This is a genomic window from Luteibacter anthropi (assembly GCF_011759365.1).
In the GTDB taxonomy this organism is placed as follows: Bacteria; Pseudomonadota; Gammaproteobacteria; order Xanthomonadales; family Rhodanobacteraceae; genus Luteibacter; species Luteibacter anthropi.
Window position 1 is genome coordinate 148,887 of sequence record NZ_JAARLZ010000003.1, and the last position, 12,354, is coordinate 161,240.

13 protein-coding genes are annotated in these 12,354 nt (G+C 64.2%); all 13 read right to left on the bottom strand.

The window, feature by feature from the left end; genetic code table 11:
• Positions 1-10: 10 nt before the first annotated feature.
• Positions 11-2,047, bottom strand: coding sequence for an NADH-quinone oxidoreductase subunit L (gene nuoL / locus HBF25_RS06085; protein ID WP_166947069.1), 2,037 nt, complete (start codon positions 2,045-2,047; stop codon positions 11-13).
• A gap of 4 nt (positions 2,048-2,051) precedes the next feature.
• Entirely contained in the window at positions 2,052-2,357 is a 306-nt protein-coding gene (nuoK, locus tag HBF25_RS06090; protein ID WP_166947070.1) for an NADH-quinone oxidoreductase subunit NuoK, read from the bottom strand.
• On the bottom strand, positions 2,354-3,010 hold the full coding sequence (locus tag HBF25_RS06095; protein ID WP_166947071.1) for an NADH-quinone oxidoreductase subunit J: 657 nt from the start codon (positions 3,008-3,010) through the stop codon (positions 2,354-2,356). The genes nuoK and HBF25_RS06095 overlap by 4 nt, the downstream gene beginning before the upstream one ends.
• Before the next feature lie 19 nt (positions 3,011-3,029).
• Positions 3,030-3,521, bottom strand: coding sequence for an NADH-quinone oxidoreductase subunit NuoI (nuoI, locus tag HBF25_RS06100; protein WP_166947072.1), 492 nt, complete (start codon positions 3,519-3,521; stop codon positions 3,030-3,032).
• Positions 3,522-3,527: 6 nt separating this feature from the next.
• Positions 3,528-4,550 (bottom strand): NADH-quinone oxidoreductase subunit NuoH, encoded by a 1,023-nt coding sequence (gene nuoH, locus HBF25_RS06105; RefSeq protein WP_166947073.1) that lies wholly within the window; start codon positions 4,548-4,550, stop codon positions 3,528-3,530.
• A 3-nt stretch (positions 4,551-4,553) separates the two neighbouring features.
• Positions 4,554-6,869: an NADH-quinone oxidoreductase subunit NuoG gene (gene nuoG, locus HBF25_RS06110; RefSeq protein ID WP_166947074.1), complete on the bottom strand. Its 2,316-nt coding sequence runs from the start codon at positions 6,867-6,869 to the stop codon at positions 4,554-4,556.
• Positions 6,866-8,209 (bottom strand): NADH-quinone oxidoreductase subunit NuoF, encoded by a 1,344-nt coding sequence (gene nuoF / locus HBF25_RS06115; RefSeq protein ID WP_166947075.1) that lies wholly within the window; start codon positions 8,207-8,209, stop codon positions 6,866-6,868. Before nuoF ends, nuoG begins: the two co-directional genes overlap by 4 nt.
• 10 nt (positions 8,210-8,219) lie before the next feature.
• The gene (nuoE, locus tag HBF25_RS06120; RefSeq protein ID WP_166947076.1) at positions 8,220-8,747 is read right to left on the bottom strand and encodes an NADH-quinone oxidoreductase subunit NuoE; all 528 of its coding nucleotides are present in this window, start codon (positions 8,745-8,747) and stop codon (positions 8,220-8,222) included.
• 20 nt (positions 8,748-8,767) lie between these two features.
• Positions 8,768-9,997: an NADH-quinone oxidoreductase subunit D gene (locus tag HBF25_RS06125; protein ID WP_208392470.1), complete on the bottom strand. Its 1,230-nt coding sequence runs from the start codon at positions 9,995-9,997 to the stop codon at positions 8,768-8,770.
• 27 nt (positions 9,998-10,024) lie between these two features.
• Positions 10,025-10,753, bottom strand: coding sequence for an NADH-quinone oxidoreductase subunit C (locus tag HBF25_RS06130; RefSeq protein WP_166947078.1), 729 nt, complete (start codon positions 10,751-10,753; stop codon positions 10,025-10,027).
• Between the two features lie 12 nt (positions 10,754-10,765).
• The gene (locus tag HBF25_RS06135) at positions 10,766-11,320 is read right to left on the bottom strand and encodes a NuoB/complex I 20 kDa subunit family protein (protein ID WP_166947079.1); all 555 of its coding nucleotides are present in this window, start codon (positions 11,318-11,320) and stop codon (positions 10,766-10,768) included.
• Positions 11,311-11,667: an NADH-quinone oxidoreductase subunit A gene (locus tag HBF25_RS06140; RefSeq protein ID WP_166947080.1), complete on the bottom strand. Its 357-nt coding sequence runs from the start codon at positions 11,665-11,667 to the stop codon at positions 11,311-11,313. The genes HBF25_RS06135 and HBF25_RS06140 overlap by 10 nt, the downstream gene beginning before the upstream one ends.
• Before the next feature lie 303 nt (positions 11,668-11,970).
• Positions 11,971-12,324 (bottom strand): PilZ domain-containing protein, encoded by a 354-nt coding sequence (locus tag HBF25_RS06145; protein WP_166947081.1) that lies wholly within the window; start codon positions 12,322-12,324, stop codon positions 11,971-11,973.
• Positions 12,325-12,354 lie beyond the last annotated feature (30 nt).

Genomic DNA, 12,354 nt, shown 5'->3' on the forward strand with positions numbered 1-12,354 from the left:
CTCGTTTCCCTTATTGCCCGATCAGCCAGTACCCGCCCAGGAGCAGGATGAGGCCGAGGATCATGGCGAACGCGTAATGGAAGAGGAATCCGGACTGCAGGTGGCGCACGCCACCGGCGATGCGGCGGACCAGACCCGCCGAGCCGTTGACCATGGCGCCGTCGATGATGGCGGTGTCGCCCACCTTCGACAGGCCCTGGCCCAGCTTGACGCCGCCCTTCGCGAACACCGCGAAGTAGAGTTCATCGATCCAGTACTTGTGGTTGAGCAGTTCGTAGATCGGCTTGAGGGCCGTCTTCGCCTTGTCCGCAACCTTCGGGTTGAACAGGTAGATGTACGTGGCGACGGCGAAGCCGGCGAAGGCGATCCAGAACGGAGCCGCGGTGAAGCCGTGGATACCGGCTTCCAGCGCGCCGTGGAACTCGTGCGCCAGTTCGCCCAGCACGTCGTTCTTCTCGTCGACGTGGATGGCCTTGCCGAACCAGTGGTCGTACAGCATCGGCTTGACGGTGAACCAGCCGATCACGATGGAGGGGATCGACAGCAGCAGCAGCGGAACGGTGACGACCCACGGCGATTCATGCGGCGCATGTTCCAGCACACCCGGGGTGTGGTGACCATGGTCGTCGTCGTGGTGATCGTCATGGCCGTGGCCATGCTTCTTGTGCTCTACCGTGAAGCGCTCCTTGCCATGGAAGGTCATGTAGAGCAGGCGGAAGCTGTAGAACGAGGTGACGAACACGCCGGCCAGCACGCAGAAGTAAGCGTAGCTGGCGCCCCAGCGATGGGACTCGCCCACCGCCTCGATGATGGCATCCTTCGAGTAGAAGCCCGAGAAGAACGGGGTGCCGGCCAGGGCCAGCGAACCGATCCACATCGTGATCCAGGTGACCGGCATGTACTTGCGCAGGCCGCCCATGTAGCGCATGTCCTGCTCGTGGTGCATGCCCATGATGACCGAGCCGGCGCCGAGGAACAGCAGCGCCTTGAAGAAGGCGTGGGTCATCAGGTGGAACACGGCGCCGCTATAGGCGGACACGCCGAGCGCGACGGTCATGTAGCCCAGCTGCGAGAGCGTGGAGTACGCGATGACGCGCTTGATGTCGTTCTGCACGATGCCGATGAGGCCGGTAAACAGTGCCGTGGTGGAACCGATGACCAGGATGAACGACAGCGCGGTGTCGCTCAGCTCGAAGATCGGCGACATGCGGGCGACCATGAAGATACCCGCGGTCACCATGGTGGCCGCGTGGATCAGCGCCGAGATGGGCGTGGGGCCTTCCATCGAATCAGGCAGCCACACGTGCAGCGGCACCTGGGCCGACTTGCCCATGGCACCGATGAACAGCAGGATGCCGATCACGGTGGCAGCGTCCCAGGCGTGGTTCTGGGTGATCTGCAGGGTCTTGCCCACCAGCTCCGGCGCATGGTCGAAGGCGGTCTGGTAATCGAGCGTGCCCAGGAAGAACAGGATCGCCGAGATACCCAGCAGGAAACCGAAGTCACCCACGCGGTTGACCAGGAAGGCCTTGAGGTTGGCGAAGATCGCCGTCGGGCGCTTGTACCAGAAGCCGATCAGCAGGTACGACACCAGGCCCACCGCTTCCCAGCCGAAGAACAGCTGCATGAAGTTGTTGCTCATGACGAGCATCAGCATCGAGAAGGTGAAGAGCGAGATGTAGCTGAAGAAGCGCTGGTAGCCCGGGTCTTCCGCCATGTAGCCGATGGTGTACAGATGCACCAGCAGCGACACGAAGGTGACCACCACCATCATCATGGCGGTGAGACGGTCGATCATGAAGCCGACCGACGCGTGGAAGCGGCCGATCTCGAACCAGGTGTAGATGTCCTGGTTGAAGTTCTGCGCCCCGGCGAAGACCAGCTGGTAGAGCACGTAGAAGGACAGGCCGCAGGCGATCGCGACACCGAGGATGGTGGCGGTATGCGCCCCTGCCCGGCCGATCACCTTGCCGAAAAGGCCGGCAAGGATCGAACCCGCGAGGGGCGCGAGTGCGATCGTCAGGAGGATTGAAAGCGAGAGACTCATCGGATCAACCCTTCATGCTGTCGATTTCGGCGACGTTGATCGTGCTGCGGTTACGGAACAGCAGGACCAGGATCGCCAGGCCGATGGCGGATTCCGCCGCGGCCACGGTGAGGATGAAGAACACGAACACCTGGCCCGACACGTCGCCAAAGAAGCGCGAGAAGGCCACGAAGTTGGTGTTCACCGCGAGGAGCATCAGCTCGATCGCCATGAGCAGCACGATCACGTTCTTGCGGTTGATGAACAGGCCCGCGACGGCGATGCAGAACAGGACCGCGCCGAGCACGATGTAATGGGAAAGCGTGATCACTTGGCGTTCTCCTGCGTCGGTTCGGCGGGTGCCGGGGCCGGTACGACCGAGGCCATCTGGGTCGAGGCGACCTTCACCACGCGGACGCGATCGGTGGCCTTGACGATGACCTGCTGCGAAGCGGACTGGTGACGCACGCCCACGCGCTGACGCAGGGTCAGGGCCACGGCGGCGACGATACCCACGGTGAGGATCAGCGCGGCGATTTCGAACGGCAGCAGGAACTCGGTGTAGAGGGCACGGCCCAGCCACGCCACGTTCGAGTCGCCGGCCGGGTTCGGGCCGAGCGTGTGGGCATGCATCGCCTTCACGCCGATCATCGCCAGCATTTCCACCAGCATGACGCCCGCCACGATGATGCCCACCGGCAGGTACCGGATGAAGCCTTCGCGCACGTTCTCCTGCTTGATGTCGAGCATCATGACCACGAACAGGAACAGCACCATCACCGCGCCGACGTAGACGACGACGAGGGCGATGGCAAGGAACTCCGCTTCGGCCAGCAGCCAGACGCAGGCCATGCTGAAGAAGGTTAGCACCAGGGACAGCACGGCGTGGACCGTGTTGCGCACCGAGATGACCATCAGGCTGGCGATGACCGCCACGCCGCCGAAGAGGTAGAAACAGATGAGTTGGAGCAGATCGGTATTCATCGCATAGGTCTCCGGGCGCTCAGCGGTAAGCCGCGTCCTGCGCGCGGGCGGCAGCGATGTCCTGCTCGAAGCGGTCACCGATGGCCAGCAGTTGGCCCTTGGTCACCACGTTCTCGCCACGATGTTCGAAGTGATACTCGTGCACGTGCGTCTCGACGATGGAGTCGACCGGGCAGCTCTCTTCGCAGAAACCGCAGAAGATGCACTTGAACAGGTCGATGTCGTAGCGCGTGGTGCGACGCTGGCCGTCTTCCGGGCGCGGGGCCGAGTCGATGGTGATGGCCAGTGCCGGGCACACCGCTTCGCACAGCTTGCAGGCAATGCAGCGCTCTTCGCCGTTGGCGTAGCGACGCAGGGCGTGCAGGCCACGAAAGCGGTTCGACTTGGGGATGTGCTCCATCGGGTAGCGCATCGTGTACTTGGGGCTGACCATGTAACGCATGGTCAGGCCCATGCCCTTGAACAGCTCAAGGAGCAGGAGGCTCTTGAAATAATGAATGACGCGGGACATGGCTCTTTAGGCTCCCGTTCCGATGTGGACCCAGCCGAAGTACTTCATGCAGCCGGCAACGAGGACCCAGACGATGGTGATGGGAATGAAGACCTTCCAACCGAGGCGCATGATCTGGTCGTAGCGGTAGCGCGGGAAGCTGGCGCGGAACCACAGGAACAGGAAGGCGAAGAGGAAGACCTTGGCGAACAGCCAGTGGAAGCCACCGTGGCCGATGAGGCCCCAGCTTTCCGGGAACGGCGACAGCCAGCCGCCCATGAACAGGATCGAGGTCAGGAAGCTGACCAGGATCATGTTGGCGTACTCGGCCAGGAAGAACAGCGCGAACGGCGAGCCGGAGTATTCCACGTGGAAACCGGCCACGATTTCGGATTCGCCTTCTGCCACGTCGAACGGGGCGCGGTTGGTTTCCGCCACGCCCGACACGAAGTAGATGACGAAGACCGGCAGCAGCGGAATCCAGTACCAGCTGAGGGCGCTGCCGGCCTGTGCTTCGACGATCGCCGAGAGATTGAGACTACCCGTGAGCACCAGCACGCAGACGATGGACATGCCCATCGACAGTTCGTACGAGATTACCTGCGCCGCCGCACGCATCGCACCAAGCATCGCGTAACGCGAGTTGGACGACCAGCCGGCGAGGATGATGCCGTACACGCCCATCGAGGTCATGGCCAGCAGGTAGAGCACGCCCGCATTGAGGTTGGCGAGCACCACGCCCGGGCTGAAGGGCACCACTGCCCAGGCCGCCAGCGCGGGCACGAGGGCCAGCAGCGGAGCCAGGTAGTAGAGCGCCTTGTTCGCGTTGGTCGGGAGCACCACTTCCTTCAGAAGCAGCTTCACGACGTCGGCGAAAGCCTGGAGCAGGCCCGCGGGACCGACCTTGTTGGGTCCCATGCGGACATGCATCCAGCCCAGCACCTTGCGCTCCCACCAGACGTACAGTGCCACGCCGATAACGAGCGGCAGCACGATCGCCAGGATGAAGAGCACCGGCAGCAAGATGTGGTCGAAGAGTTGATCGGCCATGGTTTACGCCTTGCTCAGGGTGATGGCCGCGCCGTACGGGGGCAGCATCGCGGTTTCGGAATGCGCGGCTTCGATCCACGCGGCGCCCGCAGGCACCGAGGCATCGATGGCCACCGGCAGGATCGTGTCGCCGACGCGGGCGTTGCCGCCCTCCGCCAGACCGAGCTTGCCGGCCTCTTCCGCATTGATGCGGACAGCGGCGGCGCGGTTGAGTGGGTGCGAGTTCAGTGCACCGGCGCGACGCAGCACCGCGTCGCCGCGGTAGATCGGCGTGGTGGCCAGGCGCGAGAACGACACACCGGAAGCGCGCGATGCAACCTGCGTACGGGATTCCGTAGCGCGCTCGGTCAGGCCATCACGCAGGCCGGCAAGATCGTCGAACTCGAAACCGGAGACACCGAGCAGGCCGCCCAGTGCACGCAGGACCTTCCAGCCCTGGCGCGCATCGCCCGGCGCCTTCGCGCCGGCACCCACCACCTGGGCGGTGCCTTCGACGTTGATCAGCGTGCCGTCCAGTTCCGGCGTCAGGGCGATCGGCAGGATGACATCCGCCGAATCCTTGAGCGCGTCGCTGGCGTAGGCGGCGAACGCCACCACGGTCTGCGCCGAGTGCATCGCCTGCTGCGCGAGTGCGCCATCGGCGAAGTCGTGCGGCGGCTCCACGTTGTAGAGGATGTAGCCCTTGCGCGGCTGGGCCAGCATGGCGCGGGCATCGAGACCACCGGCGGAAGGCAACACGCCCACCGACGACAGGCCGATGGCGTTGGCACCGACCGGCAGCTCGTTGAAGGCAGCACCGGCCGCCTGCGCGATGAAGCGGGCAATGGCACGCAGCCAGGAAGCTTCCGGATGGGTGACCGCAGCGTGGCCGAGGATCACCACCGAGCCGTCGCCCGCGATGCCCTTGAAGGCGTCGCGGTAAGCATCGTTCGTTTCGGCGCCGTTGACGGCAGCGACGATCGATTCCGGCAGGGCCGCACCGTTTTCGGCGGCGGCCTTGGCCAGCTTCAGCAGTTCGTCGACCAGTGCATGCGGCGCGGCCACGGCTTCACCGGCCAGCGGATAGTTGAAGCGGAAGTGCGCCGGGTTCACGGCATACACCTTGGCGCCCTTCTTCACCGCCTGGCGGATGCGGTGGTTGAGCAGCGGCACTTCGTGGCGCAGGTCGGAACCGACCAGCAGCGCCGACTTCACCTTGTCGAACGAGGCGATCGTCGAGGCAAAGGGCTTGGCGAAGGCGTTGTCCGCGAAGTCGAGCTGACGCAGGCGGTGATCGACGTGGGCGCTGCCCAGGCCACGGGCGAGACGGACGAGCAGTTCGCCCTCCTCGTTCGACGTGGCGCCGTGAACCAGCACGCCGAGGTCGCTGCCGGACACGCTCTTGAGCGCTTCCTTCGCGACGGATAGGGCGTCGTCCCAGGTCGTGGTGGCCCACTGGCCGTTGCGCTTGACCATCGGTGCCTTGACGCGATCTGCCGCGTAGAGGCCCTGGTGGCTGTAGCGGTCACGGTCGGACAGCCAGCACTCGTTGATGGTTTCGTTGTCGCGCGGCACGTTGCGGAGCACTTCGCCACGGCGGGTGTGCATCCACAGGTTCGAGCCCAGCGCGTCGTGATAGGCGACGGACGGGCGCGCGATCAGTTCCCAGGCGCGGGCCTGGAACTGGAACGGCTTGTTGGTGAGCGCGCCGACCGGGCAGACGTCGATGATGTTGCCCGACAGTTCGCTCTCGATCGTCTTGCCGATGTAGGTGCCGATCTCGAGGTTTTCACCGCGGCTCATGCCACCCAGTTCGTACGTGCCGGCGATCTCGCTGGTGAAGCGGACGCAGCGCGTGCACTGGATGCAGCGGGTCATCTCGGTGGCGATCAGGGGGCCGAGGTTCTCGTCGGCCACCGTGCGCTTGCGCTCGACGTAGCGGGACACCGAACGACCGTAGCCGAGCGAGATGTCCTGCAGTTCGCACTCGCCGCCCTGGTCGCAGATGGGGCAGTCGAGCGGGTGGTTGATGAGCAGGAACTCCATCACGTTGCGCTGCGACTTGAGCGCCTTGTCCGAACGCGTGAAGACCTTCATGCCCTCGCCCACCGGCGTGGCGCAGGCCGGCGCCGGCTTGGGCATCTTCTCGATTTCCACCAGGCACATGCGGCAGTTGGCGGCGATCGGAAGCTTGCGGTGGTAGCAGAAGCGCGGGATGGCAATACCGACGGCGTCGGCCGCCTGGATGATCATCGACCCCTTGGCTACCTGCACCGGAACGCCATCGATCTCGACATTGACGAGATCCGGCGCGGCATTGGCTACGGGCTGCGCACTCATGCAGCGACTCCAGTGGTGACCGTGTCAGCCGGACCGTCGACGATCGAACGGCCATGCTCCACGTAGTATTCGAATTCGTGCCAGAAGTGGTGCAGGAAGCCCTGCACCGGCCAGGCGGCCGCTTCACCGAAGGCACAGATGGTGTGGCCTTCGATCTGACCGGCCACGGCCTTCAGGCGGTGCAGGTCATCCTGCGTGCCCTTGCCTTCAACGATGCGCGACAGCACGCGGTACATCCAGCCGGTGCCTTCGCGGCACGGGGTGCACTGGCCGCACGACTCCGCCTTGTAGAAGCGCGAGATGCGGTGGCAGGCGCGGACCATGCAGGTCTTCTCGTCCATCACGATCACGGCGCCCGAACCCAGACCCGAACCCGCCTTCTGCAGCGAGTCGTAGTCCATGGTGCATTCCATGATCTTCTCGGCCGGCAGCACCTTCATCGAGGAGCCGCCCGGGATGACCGCCTTCAGCGTGTGGCCGTTGCGAACGCCACCCGCCATCTCCAGCAGGTCGGCGAACGAGGTGCCGAGCTTGATCTCGAAGTTGCCCGGGTTGTTCACGTGGCCGGAGACCGAGAAGATCTTCGGGCCGCCGTTGTTGGGCTTGCCGATGTTGAGGAACCACTCCGCGCCGTTACGCAGGATCGCCGGCACCGAAGCGTAGGTTTCGGTGTTGTTGATCGTGGTCGGGCGGCCGTACAGGCCGAAACCGGCCGGGAACGGCGGCTTGAAGCGTGGCTGGCCCTTCTTGCCTTCGAGCGATTCCATCAGAGCGGTTTCTTCGCCGCAGATGTAGGCGCCAGCGCCGAGGGCGTTGTAGATGTCCACGTCCACGCCGGAGCCGAGGACGTTCTTGCCCAGCAGGCCGGCCGCGTAGGCTTCCTTCAGGGCTTCCTCGATGTGCTCAAACGGCTCGTGGTGGAACTCGCCACGCATGTAGTTGTAGGCAACCGTGGAGCCAGTGCAGTAGCACGCGATCGCCAGGCCTTCCAGCACGGAGTGCGGGTTGAAGCGCAGGATGTCGCGGTCCTTGCAGGTGCCCGGCTCGGATTCGTCCGAGTTGCAGAGGATGTACTTCTGGCCCGGCGCGTTGCGCGGCATGAACGACCACTTCAGGCCGGTGGGGAAGCCGGCGCCGCCGCGGCCACGCAGCGAGCTCTTCTTGATTTCTTCGATGATGTCGGCCGGATCGGGCTTCTCGGCGAGGATTTTCTTCCACGCCTTCCAGCCGTCGACCTTTTCGTAGCTTTCGAGCGACCAGGGCTTCTCGAAATGCAGGGTCGTATAGACGACCTGGTGTTCCTTGGGAGCGGGTCCGACCGGACCGGTGGTGCTAGCCATTGCCCTTACCTCACTTCAGACCGTCGAGGATCGCGTCGAGCTTTTCGGCCGTCAGCTTCTCGTGGTAATGACCGTTGACGACCATCATCGGACCGCCCGCACACGCGGCCAGGCATTCCTCTTCCTGCTTGAGGTAGATGCGGCCGTCGGCGGTGCTTTCGCCGGTCTTGATGCCCAGCTTCTTCTCGCAGTGGCGAACGAGGCCTTCGGCGCCGTTGAGCCAGCACGAGATGTTGGTGCAGATGGCGACGTTGTTGCGGCCGACGGGCGAGGTCTCGAACATCGAGTAGAAGCTCGCGACTTCGTAGGCCCAGATCGGCGGCAGGTCGAGGTACTTCGCGACCGCCGTGATCAGTTCGTCCGTGAGGTAACCCTGGTTCTGTTCCTGCGCCGCCATGAGCGACTGGATCAGTGCCGAACGCTTGCGGTCCGGCGGGAACTTGGACACCCAATGATCGACGTGGGCGCGCGTGTGATCGTTGAGCACGACGAGAGGATCGACGTCCTTCACCTGCTCGAAATGACCGGTGGCTTTCATGATTCTTTTACTCCGTCGACTTAGCGGTCGACTTCGCCGAAGACGAGATCGTAGGTGCCGATCATCGCGACGACGTCGGCGAGCATGTGGCCCCGTACGAAAGCATCCATCGAGGACAGGTGCGCGAAGCCCGGCGCGCGCAGGTGCACGCGGAACGGCTTGTTGGCACCGTCGGAAACGAGGTAGCAGCCGAATTCACCCTTCGGCGCTTCGACGGCGGCGTAGGTTTCGCCGGCGGGAACGCCATAGCCCTCGGTGAAGAGCTTGAAGTGGTGGATCAGCGCTTCCATGTCGTTTTTCATCTCGACACGGCTGGGCGGGGCGACCTTGTAGTTCTGCACCATCACCGGGCCCGGGTTGGCCTTCAGCCAATCCACGCACTGGCGGATGATGCGGTTGGCCTGGCGCATCTCTTCGACGCGGACCAGGTAACGGTCGTAGCAGTCACCATTGACGCCGACGGGGATGTCGAAGTCCATCTTGTCGTAGGCCGCGTAGGGCTGCTTCTTGCGAAGATCCCATGCGATGCCCGAACCGCGCAGCATGGCGCCGGTCATGCCCCAGGCCTGTGCCTTCTCGGGGTCGACGATGCCGATGCCCACCGTACGCTGCTTCCAGATACGGTTGTTGGTGAGCAGCAGTTCGTATTCGTCGACGCGCTTGGGGAAGTCGTTCGTGAACTCGGTGAGGTAGTCGAGCATCGAACCTTCGCGCCAGGCGTTCAGGCGCTTGAGGTCGCTGCCCTTGTGCCACGGCGACTCGCGATACTTCGACATCTGCTCCGGCAGGTCGCGGTACACGCCGCCCGGACGGTAGTAGGTGGCGTGCATGCGCGCACCCGACACCGCCTCGTAGACGTCCATGAGCTCTTCGCGCTCACGGAAGGCGTACAGGAACACCGCCATGGCGCCTAGATCGAGCGCATTGGAGCCCACCCACATGAGGTGGTTCAGGATGCGGGTGATCTCGTCGAACATCGTGCGGATGTACTGCGCACGGATGGGGGCCTCGATGCCGAGCAGGTTTTCGATGGCGCGCACGTAGGCGTGCTCGTTGCACATCATCGAAACGTAGTCGAGACGGTCCATGTAACCGATCGACTGGTTGAACGGCTTGGACTCGGCGAGCTTTTCGGTACCACGGTGCAGCAGGCCCACGTGCGGATCGGCACGGACGATGGTCTCGCCGTCCATTTCCAGCACGAGGCGCAGCACGCCGTGCGCAGCAGGATGCTGCGGACCGAAGTTCATCGTGTAATTGCGGATTTCTTCCACGGCTTAGTTCTCCCGCCAGCGGTCGGCGGCTTCCGCCCTGGCCTGATCGAGGTCGGCATCGTTGCGGATCGTGCGCGGCACAAGCACGCGCGGCTCGATCGAGACCGGTTCGTAGACCACGCGCTTCTGCTCGGCGTCGTAGCGGACTTCGACGTTACCGATGAGCGGGAAGTCCTTGCGGAACGGGTGGCCGACGAAACCGTAGTCGGTAAGGATGCGGCGAAGGTCCGGGTGGCCTTCGAAAATGATGCCGTACAGGTCGAATGCTTCGCGCTCGAACCAGTCGGCGCCCGGCCAGATCGACGTGACCGACGGCACCACCGGGAACGCGTCGTCTTCGCAGAACACGCGCACGCGGATGCGCTGGTTCAGCTCGATCGACAGCAGGTGGATCACGGCGGCGAAGCGACGCGGCTGCTCGACGTGGCGCGGACGGTCCGCCCACGTGAAGCGGCCCACGGCTTCACCTTCGACGCCACGCGAGAAGCTCTCGCCATGGGCGGTGTCGGTATCCCACTCGGTCTGGCCGTAGCTGAGGTAGTCGATGCCGCAGGTGTCGATGTAGACGGTGAAACGGAAGCCGGCCTCGTCGCGCAGCGCGGTGGCTACGGACACGAGGTCGCGCGGGGCGACCTCGGCGGTGACTTCGTTGCGCTCGACCTTCACGGTAAGCATGTCGCCAAAACGCGCGGCGAGGCGTTCGACCAGCGAGGTCTCGTTGTTAACGCTCATGAGGCAGCCCTGTTAGCGCGCGATCGTGTGGGTGCGACGGATCTTCGCCTGCAACTGCAGGATGCCGTGGATCAGCGCTTCGGCCGTCGGCGGGCAACCCGGCACGTAGATGTCGACCGGAACGATGCGGTCGCAGCCGCGCACGACCGAATAGGAATAGTGGTAGTAGCCGCCGCCGTTGGCGCACGAGCCCATCGAGATGACCCACTTCGGCTCGGGCATCTGGTCGTAGACCTTGCGCAGCGCGGGGGCCATCTTGTTGACCAGCGTGCCGGCCACGATCATCACGTCGGACTGGCGGGGGCTGGGACGGAACACGACGCCGAAGCGGTCGAGGTCGAGGCGCGCCGCACCGGCGTGCATCATTTCCACCGCGCAGCAGGCCAGGCCGAAGGTCATCGGCCACATGGAACCCGTGCGGGCCCAGTTCATCAGCGCATCGACGCTGGTGACGCCGAAACCGCGCTGCGGCAGCGGGGCGTCGCCGTTCGGACGGATGATGTCGTCGACGAGGTTGAGCGGTGCCGGGTTGTGCATCACCCGGTCGATGGTGGTCATCACTCCCATTCGAGCGCTCCCTTCTTCCAGACGTAAGCGAAACCGACCACGAGCAGCGCGAGGAACAGCGCCATCTCGATCAGCGCGATGGCGCCGATCTTGTCGAACACCACCGCCCACGGAAACAGGAAGGCGATTTCGAGGTCGAAGATGATGAAGAGGATGGCGATCAGGTAGTAGCGCACGTCGAACTTCATGCGCGCGTCCTCGAAGGCCTCGAAGCCACACTCGTAGGGCGAGAGCTTCGCGGCGTCCGGACGACGGGGGCCGGCGAGCATGCCGAGCACCATCAGGACAATACCGAGACCGGTGGCCACGGCGATGAACAACAGGACGGGCCAATATTGGGCAAGCACGATGCTGCGTACCTCCGCGCCTCGCTGGGCGCATCAGTGACCGTCGACGGGGACGAGCGGTCCGGCTAGGGGCGCCGAAGCTTTTTTCGAATCGATCCAAATGGATCGGTCCGTGCCGACGCGACAAGCGCGCCAACGACTTCGGAGATCCTCAATCTCACGTTGGGGAACCGATCTATTGTACCAGTGCGTGCAGGTATGGCGACAAGTCTTAATGGGAGAAAAACCTGCATCTAATTGGTGCAAATGCGAGTGCTTCCCATCGCGATCTTCAGACATCCGGACAGGCCGGGCGCCCGGGCCTCACATGGTCTGGGTCGGACGTTCCGAATTGAGCGAGCCCGCGAGCAGGCCTTCGATCCGCTGCCGGGCCGCCTCGCTCTCGGGCGACTCGTTGAACTGGATGCCCACGCCGGCCGTGCGATTTCCCTGAGCCCCCACCGGGGTGATCCAGACCACCTTGCCAGCGACCGACAGGCGCTCGCTCTCGTCGATCAGGGTGACCAGCAGGGCCACCTCGTCGCCGAGGTTGTAACGCTGGGCGGTGGGCGCAAACAGGCCGCCGTTCTTCAGGAACGGCATGTACGAGATGTACAGCGAGTTCACGTCTTTGATCTTGAGCGACAGGATGCCCTGGCGCGGCGCGGCGGCGTTCATCAGGGGGTCCCCTTCCAATGCCCGCATCCT